Consider the following 18103-nt stretch of genomic DNA (forward strand, 5'->3'; position numbering starts at 1 on the left):
GGCGGCTTTGCCGCTTTTAGGGTCGTCAGCATGTCCGGGCACCGTGCCCCGCCCGAAGGCCGGGTGTTAGAGCTTGCCCGCTTTAAGATCGGCCTCGGCCCGGTTCAGGGCGTCGGCAAGAATGGCAACGATCCGGTCGATATCGGCGCGTTCGATGATCAGCGGCGGCGACAGGATGCACAGGTTTTCATAGGGCCGCACCAAGAGCCCCGCCTCTTGGCAATAGCTGTCCACCCGCTGCGCGAGCGCCATATTCGCCGCCGTCGGGCCGATTTCTTCGCCGGTCCAGCATTCCACGCAGGCCATCAGATGATCGCCGCGCACCGTGTAAACGATATCTTCTCCGCGCAATTCGCGCAGCTTTTCGATGAAGTAAGGGCCGACATCGCGCACATGGCCGCAGATATCCTCGCGCTCCATGATCTCGATATTGGCCAGCGCCACCGCACAGGCGACGGGATGGCCCGAATAGGTAAACCCATTCGAGAACACAGGCTTGTCGGCAGGCGCATTCTTGGCCAGCGCCGAGGCGATCCGGTCTGAGACCAACACCGCCCCCAAGGGCTGATAGCCCGACGACAGCCCTTTGGCGGTGATGACCATGTCCGGCTCCAGCCCGAAGCGCACCTCCGAGGCAAAGAAATGCCCCAACCGCCCGAAGCCGGTCACCACCTCATCGGAAATATAAAGGATGCCGTATTTGTGGCACAGATCGCAGGTGGCCTTTTGGTAGCCTTCGGGGGGCGTCAGCACCCCACCCGAGGCCATGATCGGCTCGGCGATGAAACAGGCGATCTTGTCGGGGCCGATGCGCTTGATTTCGGCTTCCATCTCGGACAGCAATTCTTGCAGCTTTTCTTCCGCCGAGAGGTTGGAGCGATCCGGGTCATAGCCCGGGCTCGACAAATGATGCACGAAGCCCGCTTCGTAGTGAAACAGCGTGCGATCCGCCGATTTGCCCGACAGCGATTGCGTCAGATAGGTGCCGCCGTGATAGGCATTGATCCGCGACAGCACATGGCGCCGCTCTGGCTGGCCCTGCGCCGCGAAATGGTAATGCGCGATGCGAATGGCGGATTCCACCGCGGTCGAGCCGCAGGTGGTGAAATGCACCCGGTTCAGATCGCCCGGCGACAGCGAAGCGAGTTTTTCCGCCAGCCGCGCGGCCGGTTCGCTCGAAACATCGCCAAAGGGGGTGTAATAGGCCATTTTGCGGGCCTGATCGGCCATTGCCTCGGCCAATTCCTCGCGCCCGTAGCCCAAGGTCATGCACCACATGCCACCAATGGCATCCAGATAGCTTTTGCCTTCGCTGTCGCGCACCCGCACGCCCTTGGCCGTGCTGATGACCAGCGCATCTTGCGTGCCAAGGCTGCTCAGATCGGCCCAAGGGTGCAGCACATGGCGCGCATCGGCTTGCGGGATCGATGCGGGCGCCGTGGTGCCGGTTTCGGTCTTCGGGGCGTTTTCAGCCACTAACTCCATGAAGGTTGCGCCTCCTGGTTTCGCGCCACGCGCGATATGGGTGATTTACGGCCCCAGTCGGGCCTGAACGGATAAAAACGGCCAGCCGGCGCGGGAACGCGCCAGCCCTGTCACGGCTTGATGACCTTTGGTCGAAAACCGATCCAGACGGAGCCGCCACCGAGAAAGGCGTCACTTATGTCGGGCCTCTGCGCCCCTGCGCTCTCCTCGGATTCTCACCCTATACTTGCCATAATCGCCCCCCCAACTAAACCCGAGGGCGCCAAGTTTTCCAAAATGCGACACAATACCCCACAAAAGCGTCGCTTTTGCCCATTCGATAGGCATGATGCGCCGCCTGCAGGCAGTCCGCTATCAAACGCCTGAAAATCCGATCAAAAGACTGGGACGAGGCGGCGCGCAGGGTTGACGCCCTTGCGCGCCAGCCGCGCACAAGCTCTCCCAAACGGCGCCGAGCAAAGCCCGCCCCAGTTTTCCAGTCAAACCGCGCGGCAAGCAGCCAAACTAGCCGACGCGCTGGCCTTTGACCCAGACCCCGCGCAGCGCCGCCGTGCGCCCGATCCGATGCGCGCGAATAAGATCGGCGCGCAAACCCGGTTCGATCCGGCCACGATCGCTTAGCCCGACCGCTTGCGCCGGGGCATCGGTCACCGTGGCCAGCCCACGCGCCACATCGCCCCAGATATCGCCCAGCATCAGCGCCGCCGACAGCAGCGCCGAGGGCACATAGTCCGACGACAAAATGTCCAAAAGCCCTGCCTCGGCTAGCTCGTGCGCGGCGACATTGCCCGAATGCGAGCCACCGCGAATAAGGTTCGGCGCACCCATCATCACCGCAATGCCCGCCCGATGGCAGGCTTGGGCGGCCTCAAACGTCGTGGGGAATTCGGCAAATTGCACGCCATGGCGTTTCGAGGTTTCGACCTGTTCGGCGGTCGTATCATCATGGCTGGCCAGCACCGCGCCATATCGCGCCGCTGCCGCCACCGCGCCCGCCTCATGCGCCGCGCCCAGCCGCGCGCGCAGGGCGCGCTGCGCCGCCACATGGTCCTCGAACCCTTCGGGGCTTAGCGCATGCTTGCCGATCACATAGTCGCGCAGCTTGTCTAGATCGCGAAATTGCCGCTCGCCGGGGGTGTGATCCATCAAGCTGACAATGCCCACCCGATCTTCCGGCCCGAATTTGGCCAGTTCTTCCAGCAATGTCTCCGAACAGGTTTCGGCCCGCAAATGCAGATAATGCGAGATACGGAACCCCGCACGCGCGCGCATTTCCAGAATTTCATCGGCCAGCGCGCGCGCATATTCGCGGTAGTCCCCGCGCGCGCCAGAGGCCCCGATGGACCCCACCCGCAAGGCATCGAACACCGTCGTAATCCCGACCGAGCATAATTCGGCATCATGGGCGATGATTGCATCGGCATGAGGCCAGTCGACCTTGGGCCGCGGCTCGATATGGCGTTCCAGATTGTCGGTGTGCAATTCAATCAAACCCGGCGCCACAAGATCGCCGCCGCAATCCTCGGCCCCGGCTGGCACTTGGGTGCCCTCTCGAATTTCGGCAATAATCCCGCCCCGCAGCACCAGCGCGCCGGGCATCACCCGATCGGGCAGCACAAGGTTTGCATTGGCCAAAATGGTCTCGGTCTGGACCGGCATGTCTTTCATCGTGAAAGCCCCTTGGTTGCTGGGTTGCGGTTGGTGGTGTTGCAGGCCAGTGTCACATCGCGGTGACAAAGCGCTGCCAAGGAGAGGCTATGCAGATCGAACGCTACGCCCTTTATTTCGCCCCGAATGATCGCGCGCTGTCGCAGGCCGCCGCAGCTTGGCTGGGCTGGGATGCCGAAACCGGTTGCGCGGTGGCCCAACCCGCGATTGCCGGTCTGGCGGCGGCCACCGCCGCGCCGCGCAAATACGGGTTTCATGGCACGCTCAAGGCGCCGTTCCGGCTGGACCCGGCCTATCGCACCGACGATCTGGCCGAGGCTTTGGCCCATGCGGCCACGCAAATTGCCCCGGTCGATCTGCCGGGCCTTGCGGTGGCGCGCTTGGCCGGGCGCTTTTTGGCGCTGCGACCCGATGGGAATGAGGCCGGTCTGCGCGAGATCGCCAGTGAGGTGGTGACCCGGTTCGAGCCTTTTCGCGCGCCGCCAAGTGCGGCAGAGATCGCCCGCCGCAAGCCCGAGACGCTGACGCCGCGCCAACGTGACCTGCTGCACGCCTTTGGCTACCCCTATGTGTTTGAGGAATTCCGCTTTCACCTGACCCTGACCGGCGATCTGCCGGAACCCGAGCTGGACCGGTTGCAGCCCGAAGCCGTGGCCTATTTCACCCCGCATCTGCCCCGGCCCTTCCGGGTCGATCAGATTTGCCTGTTTGGCGAGGATGCGCAGGGCCGGTTTCATATTCTGTCCCGTCATACACTTTCGGGCTGAACCGCCGCGATCAGCGCAGCAATGCCCGCCTCGGGCGTGGTGTCGTTTTCAACCCGGATCGCCGCAATATCGGCGGGCAAGGGCAACGTGGCCCGTTGCAGCCGATGCGCAATCTCTGCCGGGGTTTCGCGCCCCCGCGCGGCCAAGCGTTGCGCCAAAACCTCGGGTGTGACGACGATCTCGATCACTTTCAGCGCCGGAAAGACCGCAAGACAGGCGGGCAAAGCCGCCCGCGAGCCATTGAACACCACGTCATGGCCTTGGCGCAGCGGCGCCAGTTCCGCCGGGCGGATACCGTAATGCAGCCCATGCGCCTCCCAATGCAGGGCAAAGGCGTTGCGGGCCAGTGCGCGCAAGAATGCCAGCGTGCCAAGACTTTCGAAATCTTCACTTTCGGCGGCCGGGCGGGTGATGGTGCGCCGCGCGCGATAGATCGCGGGCCGGGCCGCGATCAGCCCGGAAATCAGCCGGTCCTTGCCCGCGCCCGAGGGGCCGACCACCGCAAACAAACGGCCGGTCATGCCGCCCTCGCGGGGGTGAAGCGCGTCACATCCACCGCGCGGTCGGCCACACGCGCCCGCGCTGCCGCGTCATGGAAAATGCCCACGATCGCCGCGCCGCGCGCCTTGGCCGCCTCGATCAGGCCCAAGACGACCTCGCGGTTCGTCGCATCAAGCGAGGCGGTGGGCTCATCGAGCAACAGCGCCGGGTAAGGATGGGCAAAGCCGCGGGCGATATTCACCCGCTGCTGTTCGCCCCCTGAAAAGGTGGTGGGCGACAGATCCCAAAGCCGTTCGGGAATATTGAGTGTGTCCAAAAGCGTCTCGGCCCGCGCCAGTGCGTCGGGCTCCGGCACGCCCAGCGCCAGAAGCGGCTCGGCCACCACGCGGCGGGTCGGCACACGCGGCACCACGCGCAAAAACTGGCTGACATAGCCCAGCCGGTCGCGGCGCAGCGCGATGATTTCGCGCGGCGTGGCGGTGGCGACATCCAGCCCGCCCACGCGGATCGCCCCCGAGGCCGCGCGGTAATTGCCCCAGATCATCCGCATCAGCGTGGATTTGCCCGCGCCCGATTGGCCCGTCAGTGCCACGCACTCGCCCGGGGCCACCGCAAAATGCGCCCCGCTTAGAACGGAAATCACCGCCGCGCCCTGATTGTGCAAGGTGAAGCTTTTCGAGAGATTTTCGATTTCGATCATCGGCTGTCGCTCCATTTTATGCGTGGCCTCACACCTGCAACACCGATGACACCAGCAATTGCGTATAGGCGGCCTGCGGATCATCCAGCACCTGATCGGTCAGCCCCGCCTCGATCACCCGGCCATCTTTCATCACCATCAACCGATCAGCCAAAAGCCGCGCCACGGCCAGATCATGCGTAACGATGATCACCGCCAAGCCCATTTCGCGCACCAATGCGCGCAGCAAATCCAAAAGCCGGGCTTGCACACTGACATCCAAGCCGCCGGTGGGTTCGTCCATCATCACCAGCCGCGGCCCGGTGACCAGATTGCGCGCGATCTGCAACCGTTGCTGCATGCCCCCCGAAAAGGCGCGCGGGCGGTCATCGATCCGGCCTGCGTCAATCTCCACCCGGCCCAGCCAATCACTGGCGGTTGCGCGAATATCGCCGTAATGGCGCGCGCCCACGGCCATCAGCCGCTCGCCCACATTGCCGCCCGCACTGACCCCCATGCGCAGCCCGTCGCGCGGGTTTTGATGCACAAAGGCCCATTCGGTGCGCGCCAGCACGCGCCGTTCAGGCTCCGCCATCGCGCGGGTGTCGCGGCCCTTGTAAAGGATATGTCCGGCATCGGCAGACAGATGTCCCGCCAAACAGCCCAAAAGCGTGGATTTGCCCGAGCCGCTTTCGCCGACGATCCCCAGCACCTCGCCGGGATAAAGATCGAAGCTGACCTCGGTGCAGCCGATCCGCGCGCCATAGCGCTTTTCCAGCCCCACCACCTCCAATAGCGGACCGCTCATGCCACCACCTCGGGCGCAAGCCGCCCTATGTGACCCGCATCGCGGCGGCTGGCGCAAAAATCGGTGTCAGAGCAGCAAAACATCCGCCCCCCCGCATCATCGACGATCACCTCGTCCAGATAGCTTTCGGTCGCCCCGCATAAATCACAGGCCGCCTCGGCCTTGGTCGGTTCAAACGGGTGATCTTCGAAATCGAGGCTGACCACCTGCGTGTAAGGCGGTAGCGCGTAAATGCGCTGCTCGCGCCCCGCGCCAAACAGCTGGATCGCCGGGTTGTTCGACAGTTTCGGGTTATCAAACTTGGGGATCGGGCTGGGGTCCATCACGTAGCGTCCCTCGACCCGCACGGGATAGGCGTAAGAGGTGGCAATCGCGCCATGCCGGGCGATGTCTTCGTAAAGCTTCACATGCATCAGCCCGTATTCTTCCAGTGCATGCATCTTGCGGGTTTCGCTTTCGCGCGGCTCCAAAAAGCGCAACGGCTCGGGGATCGGGACTTGGTAGACCAAAATCTGCCCTTCGCTGAGCGGCTTTTCGGGAATGCGGTGGCGGGTCTGGATCACGCTGGCCTCGGCGGTGTGTTCGCTGACCGCCACGCCCGCCGTGCGTTCAAAAAACCGCCGGATTGAGACGGCGTTGGTCGTGTCATCCGCGCCTTGGTCGATCACCTTAAGCGTGTCTTCGGGCGTCAGACAGGCCGCCGTCACCTGCACCCCGCCCGTGCCCCAGCCATAAGGCATCGGCATTTCGCGCGAGGCAAAAGGCACCTGATAGCCGGGCACGGCCAAAGCTTTCAGCAACGCCCGCCGGATCATCCGCTTGGTGGCGTCATCAAGATAGGCGAAGGTATAGGCCTCAGACATGACACCCCCCCGGGGCAGAAGAAATGCGATATTGCATTGGATCTTTTTCGCCGTGGCCACGGTGGTCCTGTTGGGCGCCTCTCTGCGCCCCCACAGGGGCAAAGGCCGCAGCGATAGCGGGGCCGACAGTGGCGCGGACAATGACAGCGGGGATTGTGGCGGCGACTGATCTCATTCGGCGGCCTCCTGCATGTGCCCCGCGTCGCGCCGCAACCGCCGGATCAATTCCAGTTCGGATTGGAAATCGACGTAATGGGGCAGCTTGATATGTTCTAAAAAGCCCGTCGCCTGAATATTGTCGCAGTGATACAGCACAAATTCGCTGTCTTGCGCCGGGGCGCCGGTGTTTTCTTCGCCCAGTTCTGCCCAGCGCAGGGCGCGATCCACCAAGCTCATGGAAATCGCCTTGCGCTCGGATTGGCCCAACACCAACCCGTAGCCGCGAGTAAATTGCGGCGGCTCGGTCTTGGAGCCGGTGAACTGGTTGACCGTTTCACATTCGGTCAATTCCACCTCGCCAATTTCGACCGAAAACCCCAATTCGGGGATTTCCATCTCCACCATCACCGTGCCAATGCGCAATTCGCCGACAAAGGCATGGGTGCGCCCGTAACCGCGCTGGGTGGAATACGCCATGCCCAGCACGAACCCTTCATCGCCCCGTGCAAGCGCTTGCAGGCGCAGCGCGCGGTTCGCGGGCATCTCAAGCGGTTCGCGGGTCAAATCGGGCGGCACCTCGGCCCCGTCGGGCAAGGGCTCCATCAGCCCGTCACGGTCCAACAGCCCCAAAACATGCGGCGCGGTATCTTGGGGGGCGGGATCTTGCGGGGCGAGGGGTGCCTCCCCCTCCGCCATCAGCGCAAAATCCAAAAGCCGGTGCGTATAGTCGAAAGTCGGCCCAAGAACTTGCCCCCCCGGCACATCTTTGAAGGTCGCGGAAATGCGCCGGGTCAGCGCCATCGCGCCGGTTTCCACAGGGGCAGAGGCGCCGAAACGCGGCAGCGTGGTGCGATAGGCGCGGATCAAGAACACCGCTTCGATCAGATCGCCGCGCGCCTGTTTGATCGCCAAGGCCGCCAAATCGCGATCATAAAGCGACCCTTCGGCCATCACGCGGTTGACGGCCAAGGCCATCTGTTCGCGGATTTGCGCGATGCTGAGTTCGGGCACATCGGGATTCCCGCGCCGCTCTGCCGCCAGCCACGCATGCGCCGCATCAATCGCCTTTTCGCCGCCTTTCGTCGCGACATACATCAAAGTGCCTCCACGCCGGTGGCACGGGGCAAGGCCGCGATGCGGGTGCCCGCGCAGAAATAGGCATCAAAACCCAAGGGAAAGCGCGCATGATTGGCCTGAAAGGCGGCAATCTCGGGCAGATGCGCCGCTTGCACCGTCTGGATGCCGGGGCCGGACAAAAGCGCGTTGGGCGGCTCTAACGCCTCAAGCTCGACAATCACGGTCACCGACCGGTCGGGATAGTCCGGCGTGCCCAGCGCGAACCGCGCCAAAGGCAGCGCCTCCCAACGCCCCAAGGCAAAGACCGCCTGTTCGGGCGCACAAAGCGGCGCGGCACAATGAAAGGCGATCCAGTCGCGCAACAAAGGCGTGTCATGGCTGGGCGCCAAGAACAAAGGCGTGGTGCTGTCGGCCAAGGTCAAAAGCGCGGTGCCTGCGGCCACCGAAAGCGGCGCAGGCGGCGTGGCTTGCGTCAGCCGTTGCAGCCGCCCGGGGCGGGCCATGGCCTCAAGCAGCGCGCGAAAGGCCCGCGCGGCATCCGTGGGCGCATCGGCAAAGCCGCCCGAAAGCGCTTCGGTCATCGCCATCAATCTTCCCCCCGCACCATGGTGAAGAATTCAACTTTGGTTGCCGCGGCCTTTTGCGCCTGTGCCTCGCGGCGGGCGGCTTCATCGGCGCGCAGCGGCGCCAGAACATCGGCTTCGATCTGATTGGCTTGCGCCCCCTGCATCAGCGCATCAATCAGCGCCGCCCGGGTCGCATGGGCCTTGTCGCGGCCCTGCACATGGGCATGACCCACCGTGCCGTCGTCCAGTTTCAAGACGCAGCGTGTCACGCTCATCTCGCCCAGATTGAACGGTGCCCCCGTCGCGCCCATGCGGCCGCGCACCATCACCGCGCCGATTTCGGGCGCGCGCAGCCACGCATATGTGGGCAGATCGGGCAGCAATTCGGCAAGCCGATGCGCCGGTGCGCGGGCCAAAAGCCCCATATAGGCGCGCCGCGGTTGCGGATCTGAAGAGAGGCTAGACATCTTGCGAAGTTGTCCACTTTTCTATACAACTAGACAAATAATGCGCAGTCTTGCACGATTCGGGAAGTGAAACTTTCATGACCAAACGCGCTCCCGTCTGGGCTTCGATCGCCGCTACACTGCGCGCGGAAATCGCCCAAGGCGTTTACCCCCCCGGCGGCAAGCTGCCGACCGAGGCCGCGCTGTCGGCCCGGTTCGGCGTGAACCGCCACACGGTGCGCCATGCGCTGGCGGCGCTGGCCGAGGACGGCTTGGTGGTCTCGCGGCGCGGCGCCGGGGTCTTTGTGGCCGCGGCCCCGCGCACCGATTACCCCTTGGGCCGCCGGGTGCGGTTTCAGCAAAATGTCACCGCCTCGGGCCGCACCCCCTCGCGCGAGGTGTTGCGGATCGAAACCCGGCCCGCCGATGATGCGGAGCGCGCCGCGCTGGGATGCGAGGCGGTGCATCTGTTCGAGGGGATCTCCTTGGCCGATGGCCTGCCGCTGGGACAGTTTCGGTCCAGCTTTCCCGCAAAGCGCTTTCCCGACCTGCCAGAAAAGCTGCACCGCCTTGCCTCGGTCACCGCCGCACTGGCCGAGGCGGGCCTGCGCGATTACACCCGCGCCTCCACCCGGATCACCGCGAAACTGGCGCGGGCGCCGCGCGCGGGGTTGTTGCGCGTGGCCGAAGGCGCAGCGCTTTTGCGCACCGAGGCGGTGAATATCGACGCCGACGGCGTGCCCGTGGAATATGGGATCACTTGGTTTGTCGCGGACCGCGTCGCGCTGACCGTCACGCCCGAGCCGGGCGCTCATCCAGCCGACGTCTCATAGCGTTCCAAAAAGGCTTCAATAGGCAGGGTGCGAAAATCCGACAGCCGCGCGCGCAGGGTTTCATGCGGCCAATCCCACCACGCCAGCGCCAAGAGCCGCTCGGCAATGCGTTCGTCAAAGCGCATTTTAATCGGGCGCGCGGGGCACCCCGCCACGATGATGAACGGCGGCACATTTTTGGTGACCACCGCACCGGCGGCGACCACGGCGCCAATGCCCACGGTGATTTCTGGCTTCACAATCGCCCCGTGACCGATCCAGCAATCGGCCCCCAAAGTCGCGCGCCGCCCGGCACGCTGCGCGAAAAAGGCGGCATCATCGCGCACATCATCCCAATAGTAGGACGAACGATACAGAAAATGGTGCTGCGCGGGTTGCTGATAGGGATGATCGGTCGGGCCGATCCGGGTCATCGCCGCGATATTAGCAAATTTCCCCACGGTTGTATTGGCGATATCGGCATAGCGGTCGCAATAGGAATAGTCCTGCATCTCGACATTGAGCAGACGCGCGCCTTTGCCCACCTCCACCCAGCCGCCGAAAGAGACATTGACGATTTCGCAATCGGGGCCGATATGCGGCGTGGTGCGGTGTAGTTTTGGCATGGTCTACCCTTTGATGAAACGCCGCCGCAGCCAGCCCGACAGGCTGTCCATCGCCATCACCATCGCGATGATCAAGACGATATACCAGCTGACCTCTTCCCAGTCTTTTTGGGTGATAATGGCTTGTGTCAGCAAAAGCCCGATGCCGCCGCCCACCAGCGCGCCAATGACGGTGGCCGAGCGGGTGTTGCTTTCAAGGTAGTAAAGCAACTGGCTTAGGATCACCGGTGCGACCTGTGGCACCACGCCAAAGCGCGCGCGCTGCGCGCCATTCGCCCCGGTGGAGGCGATCCCTTCGACCTGTTTGGCGTCGATGTTTTCCAGCGCTTCCGAGAAGGTTTTGCCAAAGGTGCCGGTGTCGGTCATGAAAATGGCCAAGGCCCCCGTCAGCGGGCCGGGACCGAAAGCCCGGCTCAGGATCACCATCCAGATCAGCCCATCAACGCCCCGGAAAAAGTCAAACATCCGCCGCAACGCCAGCCGGATCAGACGCCCGGGCGCAAAATTCGATGCCGCCAGAAAAGCCAGCGGAAAAGCCACAAGCCCCGCGCCCATCGTGCCCAGAAAGGCCATTAGGACCGTTTCGCCCAAGGCCCAAACGACATCGCCGTGACGCCACATCTTGTTGGTCCAGATATCCTCGACCATGCCCGCAAAATTGCTGCGCGCGGGCTCAAGGCGCGGCTCCCATAGCGCCAGCGCGGCCAAATCGCCCAGCCCCTTCCCGTGATAGGGACTATCAAGGGTGAAAAAGAACAGCTCCCACCCCGGCGCATAGCGGAAGGTTTCGGTCCGCGCGGGCGTCAGCGAAAACCGCCACCAAGACCCGGTGATATTGACCCGCGTGCGCGAAGCGGAAATCCAATCGGGCATCTGGGCACCGGCGGGCAAGGCCAGATCAATGCGCCGCCCGTCGCGGGTGACGGTGATACGGCCAAAGCCGGGATAATCGACCCATGCGCCGGTTTCGGTATAGATGATCTGTGCGCCATCGGGCAGGTCCACCACGGTCTGGGCGCCGGTATGCACCCAATCGGGGAAGGCATTGGGGGCGTAACGGCCCTTGGCCTCGCCCTCGATCGCGACCTCAAGCCCCTCTTTGCGCCGATCGAGCGTGACATGGGTCTTGTGGCTCCAGAAATCGCCCAAAAGCGTTTGCGCGTTTTCCGGGCGCATGCGGCTGGCCACGCCCGCAATGTCAAAAGCGGCAAAGACATAGGCCAAATATCCCGCAAGCGCGAGCAATAGCGCGATCATCCGCAGACGGCGGCGCCCAAAGCCGCGCGCCAGCTCCATTTCGACGATCAGCCGGGCGGGTTGGGATAATGTGCTCATGGCGTCACCCTGCCCCGCACAAGCCGCGCACGGGCCTTGTCTGAAAACGTATCGACCAAGACGATGGTCAGGAACAACAGCAAGAAGATGGCAACGACCTGATCGTATTTGCCCTGCCCCCATTGCAGCGCGGTCTTGAGGTCATAGCCAATGCCGCCCGAGCCGACGAAGCCCAAGATCGCCGAGGCGCGAATGTTGATCTCGAAGCGCAACAGCGCATAGGAGGACCAGTTCGGGGCCACCTGCGGGCCAACGCCAAACCAGATCCGTTGCAGCCAGCCCGCGCCCGTCGAGGCCAGCCCCTCGACCGGTTTCAGATCGGCATTTTCGGCCACTTCGGAGAAAAGCTTCCCCAGCGCGCCAGAGGTATGCACGATAATGGCGATCATCGCCGGCACCGGGCCACCGCCCAGCAGGAAAATCAGCACCAGCGCCACGACGATTTCCGGCATTGCGCGCATCACATCCATGGCGCGACGAAACACCGGAATAGCGCGCGGCCAAAGCGCAAGCCCGCGGGTGGAGAACACCGCCAGAACTGCCGCCAGCACGCCGCCAATCAGTGTGGCCACCGCCGCGATATTGAGCGTTTCGATGAGCGAGGGAAAAAACTTCACCACAAAGCCCGGCAGATTGCGCCAGTCGCGCAGCGCCTCGGACAAGATTTCCTTGGGGAAATCGAAGACATGGGTGATGCCATTGGCGAAACTGCCCGCATTGCGCCCGTCGGCCACCTGAAAGCCAGAGGCCATCAGCACAATGAACAAAACCAGCAAGATTGCCCCGTAAAGCCGTTTGCGGCGAACAAGGGCAAGGTAATCCGCTGCGGGAAGTGCGGCATCCGCCATGGGGACCCTTTCGCGACGTCGTGCAGAAAAGAGACGGGGGCCAAAGCCCCCGCCTTGCGTCATGAAATCAGTTGTCTTGTTGCGCGCGGCGCACTTCGATGATCGACTCGTAATAATCGTGGGTGATCGGCACGAAGCCCGAGGTATCCCCCGCCGCCACGCCATAGGCGCAATCCGGGTCTTGGGCGTGCAGCCCCTCGACCAACGCGGTCATCTTGGCTTTCACCTCTTCGGGCAGGGCACGGCGCAGCACCACCGGGCCTTCGGGGATCGGCTTCGATTTCCAGATCTCGACCAGCGCGTTCATGTCGACAAGACCGGCATCCACCGCCTTGCGCAGCGCGCCCGAGTTATAACCGTCCTCCCAGTTACCTTGGCCGTCCGCCCAGGTCACGCCCGCATCGATATCGCCGTTCATCACCGCGACGATGGTTTGTTCATGCCCGCCGGTGAATTTCACATCGGCAAAGTAGCTTGTGGCACCATCGGCCAGGTCTTCGCGCGCAATGCCCGGGGTGGAGGCCGGGATTTCGACCGAGGGGATCAGATAGCCCGAGGTGGAGTTCGGATCGCCAAAGCCAAAGACCTTGCCCTTGGCCTCTTCAAGCGAGGTGATGCCGCTGTCTTTGCGGGCAAAGCCGATCGAGTGATAGGTGTACGACCCGTCAAGGTTCGCTTTGACCAGCGCCACATCCACCGCATCGGGGTTTGTCAGGTAGACTTTGGCATAGCCCGAAGCCCCCAACCACGCCATGTCGATGGTGCCGCCCAGAAGACCTTGGATCACGCCGTCATAATCGGCGGGGGCAAACAGCTTCACCGGCACGCCCAGCGTTTCCTCGGCATAGGAGCGCAGGCATTCGTTAGAGGTCAGGCGGTCTTGGGCGTTTTCACCGCCCAAGAGGCCAATGTTGAACTGGGTAATTTCCTCGGCGTGCACGGCACCGGCAAGCGCGGTGGTGGCGGCCAGAATGGCGAGCAGGTTCTTCATGGTCGTCTCCGGGTTTTGCCCCGGCCACCCCGGCCGGGGATTGGGGTCAAGCGCCAAGCATTTCCTTGGCATAGGCCGCATCGGCGCGGGCATCTGCGGGAATGGCGGTCGAGGTCGCGGCCTCGTCGAAGGTTTCATCGGCGCCGTAAATTTCGCGCGCGACTTGGGTGGACAGCTGATCGGGGGTGCCATCAAAAACAACGCGGCCGTCGCGCATGCCGATCACCCGGTCGCAATAGCGCCGCGCCGTATCAAGCGTGTGCAGGTTCGCCACCACCATCCGCCCGTCTTCGGTGTTGATGCGGCGCAAAGTGTCCATCACCACCTGCGCATTCATCGGGTCGAGCGAGGCGATGGGCTCATCGGCCAGAATGATCTTGGGGTCTTGCATCAAAGCCCGGGCAATCGCGACGCGCTGTTGCTGCCCGCCCGAAAGCGCCTCGGCTCGCTTCGACGCCTGATCGACGATGCCGAGCCGGTCGAGGATATCCAGCGCACGAAAGATATCTTCCGCGCTCCACAGGTTGAACAGCGTCGAAAGCGTCGAGCGGCGCCCCAAGAGCCCATGCAGCACATTGGAGGCCACATCCATGCGCGGCACCAGATTGAACTGCTGAAACACCATCGCACATTGGCTTTGCCAAGCGCGTTTCTCGCGCCCGGTCAGCGCGGCCACGTTGCGCCCTTCAAACAGGATTTCGCCCGAGCTGGCATCGGTCAGCCGGTTGAGCATTCGCAACAGCGTGGATTTTCCCGCGCCCGAGCGCCCGATCACCCCCACGAAAGCCGGGCCATCGATGCGCAGCGACACACGCTCCACCGCCGTGCGGGTGCCGAACACCCGTGTCAATTCGCGAATCTCAAGCAAGTGCGCCCCCCGGCCTTTGGTTCGGGGCGGGATTTAGGGGGGCTTTTACAACGTCTTCATGGCTGCTGCGCGAAGCTTACATGACAGCGCCAGCAGGCCAAAGCCAGCCCCGGACCAACGCGGGGGCGTGCAAACGGCTAAGATCGTTCAGCAAATCTTGCGCCGATCCGCAAACCGCGCAAGGCGCATCACATAAGAACGGGCCTCGACCATCGCATGCACCGGCCTTGGCCCATACCGCAAATGATGAAAGCGCCGGAACACTCCAGCGCTTTCAACGGGAATAATGGTGGGCGATAACGGATTTGAACCGCTGACATCTTCGATGTGAACGAAGCGCTCTACCGCTGAGCTAATCGCCCGGTAGCGGGGCTTTTAGCCTCAGTCTTCGGGCTCTGCAAGGGGGTCTTGCGCGGATTCTGCATCCTTTTTTGCCCCGGTGCCCGAACCGATCCGCTTGAGCTTGAGATGCAGCACCTCGCCAGTGGGTTTGTCGGCCTGACGCTGCACCGCGATTTTGCCCAAGGGCGGCAGCACCAGCGTTTCCCCGCGCGCCAAAGCCTCGGAGAGAACGCCCAAAACCGCCTCGGTCATGTCGCGCGCCACTGCGCGTTTGGCCCCGCTGCGCAGCGCCACGCGATCGACGATTTCCTTTTTGCGCACCTGCACGCTGACCGCCACGGCAGGGTCTGGCGCGCGCGCCTGCACTGCCCCGTCAGGGGCGCCTATGGGCGCTTCGGGCTGTGACGCCCCCACAGCAGATTTCGCCCCTGTGCTCGTTTTTCTGGACTTGGCCATCGGCGCCCCATCGTTCTGGCTACGGCAACACCCTACGGCGCCGCGTGACTACAATCTACGCACTTTCCGCAAAGACGGGGCGAAAAGAAACGGCGCGCCCCGGTCGGGACGCGCCGCGATTTTTCTAGCCGCGAAGGGTCAATGTGCGGTTGCGCCCTGCCCCGCGCCAGCGCTGGCAGCGGCAGCCGCCGCGGCGGCTTCTTCGGCGGCCTCGTCCCATTCCACCGCTTCGGGCATCCGCACCAGCGCGCGGGGCAAAACATCGCGCACATGGCTGACCGGAATGATCTCCAACCCCTCTTTGACGTTGTCGGGGATCTCGGCCAGATCCTTTTCGTTTTCTTCGGGGATCAGGACCGTCTTGATACCGCCGCGCAGCGCTGCGAGCAGTTTTTCCTTCAGCCCACCGATCGGCATGGCATTGCCGCGCAACGAAACCTCGCCCGTCATCGCGATATCTTTGCGCACCGGGATGCCCGTCAGCACCGACACAATCGAGGTCACCATCGCCAAACCGGCGCTGGGCCCATCCTTTGGCGTTGCGCCATCGGGCACGTGCACATGGATATCGACCTTTTCGAATTTCGGCGGTTTGACCCCGATTTCAGGCGCGATCGAGCGGACATAGCTCGAGGCCGCCTCGATCGATTCCTTCATCACATCTCCCAGCTTGCCGGTCGTTTTCATCCGGCCTTTGCCGGGCAGTTTCAGCGCCTCGATATGCAAAAGATCGCCGCCCACCGAGGTCCAGGCAAGGCCGGTCACAACGCCCACCTGATCTTCGGCCTCGGCCAGACCATAGCGGTGCCGCTTCACGCCAAGATATTCCCCGACCTTTTCGGCATCGACGGTGATCTGCTTCACCTCGCCTTTGGACTTGATGATCTCGGTCACGGCCTTGCGGCCCAGCTTCGCGATCTCGCGTTCGAGGTTCCGCACCCCCGCCTCGCGGGTGTAATAGCGGATCACATCGCTCAGCCCCTCATCGGTCAGGCTGAACTCGCCCTTTTTGAGCCCATGCGACTTGATCTGTTTGGGGATCAGGTGCTGCTTGGCGATTTCGCGCTTTTCATCTTCGGTGTAGCCCGCAAGGCTGATGATCTCCATCCGGTCCAGAAGCGGGCCGGGCATGTTGTAGCTGTTGGCCGTGGTCAAGAACATCACGTTCGAGAGGTCATATTCCACCTCAAGATAGTGATCGACGAAGGTCGAGTTTTGCTCTGGGTCCAGCACTTCCAACATGGCCGAGGCCGGGTCGCCCCGGAAATCCTGCCCCATCTTGTCTATTTCATCGAGCAAAATCAGCGGGTTAGTCGTCTTGGCCTTTTTCAGCGCCTGAATAATCTTGCCGGGCATCGAGCCGATATAGGTGCGCCGGTGCCCCCGAATTTCGGATTCATCGCGCACGCCGCCCAGCGAAATGCGGATGAATTCGCGTCCCGTCGCCCGCGCGACCGAACGGCCAAGCGAGGTTTTCCCCACGCCGGGCGGGCCGACAAGGCACAGGATCGGGCCTTTCAGCTTGGTCGAGCGCGCCTGCACAGCCAGATATTCGACGATGCGTTCTTTGACCTTTTCCAGACCGTAGTGATCGGCATCGAGCACTTTCTCTGCCGCGATGAGGTCTTTTTTCACGCGGCTTTTCACGCCCCACGGCAGCGCCAAGATCCAATCCAGATAATTGCGCACCACGGTCGCTTCGGCCGACATCGGGCTCATCGAGCGCAGCTTTTTCAGCTCCCCCTCGACCTTATCGCGTGCCTCTTTCGACAGTTTGGTGGCGGCGATCTTTTCCTCAAGCTCGTTGATCTCGTTCTGGCCGTCTTCGCCATCGCCCAGCTCGCGCTGGATCGCCTTCATCTGTTCGTTGAGGTAATATTCGCGCTGGGTCTTCTCCATCTGGCTCTTGACCCGGCTTTTGATCTTTTTCTCGACCTGAAGAACCGAGACCTCGCCCTGCATCAGCCCATAGACTTTTTCCAGTCGGGCGCTGACATCGAGCGTTTCCAAAAGCTCCTGCTTTTGGCTGACATCTAGCCCAAGGTGGCCCGACACAAGATCGGCCAGCTTGTCGGCTTCCGCGGTTTCGGCCACCGCGGCCATCGCCTCTTCGGGGATGTTTTTCTTGATCTTGGCGTAGCGTTCGAATTCTTCGGCAACCGAACGAAGCAGCGCGCGGATCGTTTCGACATCGCCTTCGGTTTCTTCGAGCGGCGCGGCCTCGGCCTCGAAGAACGCCTCATTGGCGATGAAATCGGTGATCTGCACGCGGGTCTTGCCCTCGACCAGCACCTTCACGGTGCCATCGGGCAGTTTCAGCAGTTGCAGCACATTGGCCAAAACGCCGGTGCGGAAAATGCCATCGGTGGTCGGTTCGTCAACCGAAGGGTCGATCTGGCTGGCCAGCAGAATCTGGCGGTCGTCGGCCATCACCTCTTCAAGGGCGCGCACCGATTTCTCGCGCCCCACGAAAAGCGGCACGATCATATGCGGGAACACCACGATATCGCGCAGCGGCAAGACGGGGTGAGAAACGGGATGGGTGTCGGTCATTTGAAGTCCTCTGTAGCGAAAGGCTCTGGCCCCGTTCATGGCAGCCGGTGCCCTCCCTTTGACCCATATCTAGGGGGGGGGTGGGCGCAGTTCAATGCCACGCATCTGCCCAAGCCGCCCCGTATTCATCGAATCGTTACAGTGCGGCAGAAACGCCCACCTCGCAAGCACAGCATCTGTCGAATGCGATGGATCGGGGCGCTTTGCCGCCATTGCGCCGCCAAAACATGAAAACCGCGCGCGGGAACGGCAA

General features: G+C 63.0%; 18 protein-coding genes and 1 tRNA gene. 2 read left to right on the forward strand and 17 right to left on the reverse strand.

Going from position 1 to position 18103, the window contains the following annotated elements; genetic code table 11:
• Positions 1 to 66: 66 nt before the first annotated feature.
• Both CKO11_RS11725 and CKO11_RS11730 read right to left on the reverse strand, forming a co-directional pair.
• Positions 67 to 1485 carry an aminotransferase gene (locus tag CKO11_RS11725; protein WP_223638831.1) on the reverse strand — a complete coding sequence of 473 codons (1419 nt, stop codon included), beginning with the start codon at positions 1483 to 1485 and terminating at the stop codon, positions 67 to 69.
• Between the two features lie 504 nt (positions 1486 to 1989).
• Positions 1990 to 3153, reverse strand: coding sequence for an alpha-D-ribose 1-methylphosphonate 5-triphosphate diphosphatase (locus CKO11_RS11730; protein ID WP_223638834.1), 1164 nt, complete (start codon positions 3151 to 3153; stop codon positions 1990 to 1992).
• An 89-nt stretch (positions 3154 to 3242) separates the two neighbouring features.
• On the opposite strand from CKO11_RS11730, the gene CKO11_RS11735 reads away from it, so the two are divergent.
• The gene (locus tag CKO11_RS11735; RefSeq protein WP_223638837.1) at positions 3243 to 3920 is read left to right on the forward strand and encodes a DUF1045 domain-containing protein; all 678 of its coding nucleotides are present in this window, start codon (positions 3243 to 3245) and stop codon (positions 3918 to 3920) included.
• On the opposite strand, the gene CKO11_RS11740 is transcribed toward CKO11_RS11735, so the two are convergent.
• The 7 genes from CKO11_RS11740 to phnG form a co-directional block, all read right to left on the reverse strand.
• Positions 3902 to 4441, reverse strand: a complete 540-nt coding sequence (locus CKO11_RS11740) for a phosphonate metabolism protein/1,5-bisphosphokinase (PRPP-forming) PhnN (RefSeq protein ID WP_223638839.1) — start codon at positions 4439 to 4441, stop codon at positions 3902 to 3904. The two genes, CKO11_RS11735 and CKO11_RS11740, sit on opposite strands and share 19 nt — an antisense overlap.
• On the reverse strand, positions 4438 to 5121 hold the full coding sequence (phnL, locus tag CKO11_RS11745; RefSeq protein ID WP_223638842.1) for a phosphonate C-P lyase system protein PhnL: 684 nt from the start codon (positions 5119 to 5121) through the stop codon (positions 4438 to 4440). The genes CKO11_RS11740 and phnL overlap by 4 nt, the downstream gene beginning before the upstream one ends.
• Positions 5122 to 5149: 28 nt before the next feature.
• Entirely contained in the window at positions 5150 to 5908 is a 759-nt protein-coding gene (gene phnK / locus CKO11_RS11750; RefSeq protein WP_223638845.1) for a phosphonate C-P lyase system protein PhnK, read from the reverse strand.
• Positions 5905 to 6771: an alpha-D-ribose 1-methylphosphonate 5-phosphate C-P-lyase PhnJ gene (locus CKO11_RS11755; RefSeq protein WP_223638848.1), complete on the reverse strand. Its 867-nt coding sequence runs from the start codon at positions 6769 to 6771 to the stop codon at positions 5905 to 5907. The genes phnK and CKO11_RS11755 overlap by 4 nt, the downstream gene beginning before the upstream one ends.
• A gap of 171 nt (positions 6772 to 6942) precedes the next feature.
• Positions 6943 to 8025, reverse strand: coding sequence for a carbon-phosphorus lyase complex subunit PhnI (locus tag CKO11_RS11760; RefSeq protein ID WP_223638850.1), 1083 nt, complete (start codon positions 8023 to 8025; stop codon positions 6943 to 6945).
• The gene (phnH, locus tag CKO11_RS11765; RefSeq protein WP_223638921.1) at positions 8025 to 8588 is read right to left on the reverse strand and encodes a phosphonate C-P lyase system protein PhnH; all 564 of its coding nucleotides are present in this window, start codon (positions 8586 to 8588) and stop codon (positions 8025 to 8027) included. The genes CKO11_RS11760 and phnH overlap by 1 nt, the downstream gene beginning before the upstream one ends.
• 5 nt (positions 8589 to 8593) lie before the next feature.
• Positions 8594 to 9040 carry a phosphonate C-P lyase system protein PhnG gene (phnG, locus tag CKO11_RS11770; RefSeq protein ID WP_223638853.1) on the reverse strand — a complete coding sequence of 149 codons (447 nt, stop codon included), beginning with the start codon at positions 9038 to 9040 and terminating at the stop codon, positions 8594 to 8596.
• A gap of 77 nt (positions 9041 to 9117) precedes the next feature.
• Here phnG and phnF point away from each other — a divergent pair, with 77 nt between their 5' ends.
• Complete coding sequence (gene phnF, locus CKO11_RS11775) at positions 9118 to 9852, forward strand: phosphonate metabolism transcriptional regulator PhnF (protein ID WP_223638856.1); 735 nt, start codon at positions 9118 to 9120, stop codon at positions 9850 to 9852.
• On the opposite strand, the gene CKO11_RS11780 is transcribed toward phnF, so the two are convergent.
• From CKO11_RS11780 to lon, 8 genes are all read right to left on the reverse strand, one after another.
• The gene (locus CKO11_RS11780; protein WP_223638859.1) at positions 9831 to 10457 is read right to left on the reverse strand and encodes a chloramphenicol acetyltransferase; all 627 of its coding nucleotides are present in this window, start codon (positions 10455 to 10457) and stop codon (positions 9831 to 9833) included. The two genes, phnF and CKO11_RS11780, sit on opposite strands and share 22 nt — an antisense overlap.
• A gap of 3 nt (positions 10458 to 10460) precedes the next feature.
• The gene (phnE, locus tag CKO11_RS11785) at positions 10461 to 11792 is read right to left on the reverse strand and encodes a phosphonate ABC transporter, permease protein PhnE (protein ID WP_223638862.1); all 1332 of its coding nucleotides are present in this window, start codon (positions 11790 to 11792) and stop codon (positions 10461 to 10463) included.
• Entirely contained in the window at positions 11789 to 12640 is an 852-nt protein-coding gene (gene phnE / locus CKO11_RS11790) for a phosphonate ABC transporter, permease protein PhnE (protein ID WP_223638865.1), read from the reverse strand. The genes phnE (CKO11_RS11785) and phnE (CKO11_RS11790) overlap by 4 nt, the downstream gene beginning before the upstream one ends.
• Before the next feature lie 67 nt (positions 12641 to 12707).
• On the reverse strand, positions 12708 to 13631 hold the full coding sequence (gene phnD, locus CKO11_RS11795) for a phosphonate ABC transporter substrate-binding protein (RefSeq protein ID WP_223638867.1): 924 nt from the start codon (positions 13629 to 13631) through the stop codon (positions 12708 to 12710).
• 46 nt (positions 13632 to 13677) lie between these two features.
• The gene (gene phnC / locus CKO11_RS11800; protein ID WP_223638870.1) at positions 13678 to 14499 is read right to left on the reverse strand and encodes a phosphonate ABC transporter ATP-binding protein; all 822 of its coding nucleotides are present in this window, start codon (positions 14497 to 14499) and stop codon (positions 13678 to 13680) included.
• Between the two features lie 287 nt (positions 14500 to 14786).
• Positions 14787 to 14861, reverse strand: a tRNA-Val gene (locus CKO11_RS11805).
• A 19-nt stretch (positions 14862 to 14880) separates the two neighbouring features.
• Complete coding sequence (locus tag CKO11_RS11810) at positions 14881 to 15297, reverse strand: HU family DNA-binding protein (RefSeq protein WP_223638872.1); 417 nt, start codon at positions 15295 to 15297, stop codon at positions 14881 to 14883.
• A gap of 138 nt (positions 15298 to 15435) precedes the next feature.
• A complete protein-coding gene (gene lon, locus CKO11_RS11815) occupies positions 15436 to 17850 on the reverse strand; it encodes an endopeptidase La (RefSeq protein ID WP_223638874.1) in 2415 nt (804 codons plus the stop codon).
• Positions 17851 to 18103: the final 253 nt, after the last annotated feature.

The sequence above is a fragment of the Rhodobacter sp. TJ_12 genome, from assembly GCF_020023995.1.
Taxonomy (GTDB): domain Bacteria; phylum Pseudomonadota; class Alphaproteobacteria; order Rhodobacterales; family Rhodobacteraceae; genus Rhodobacter.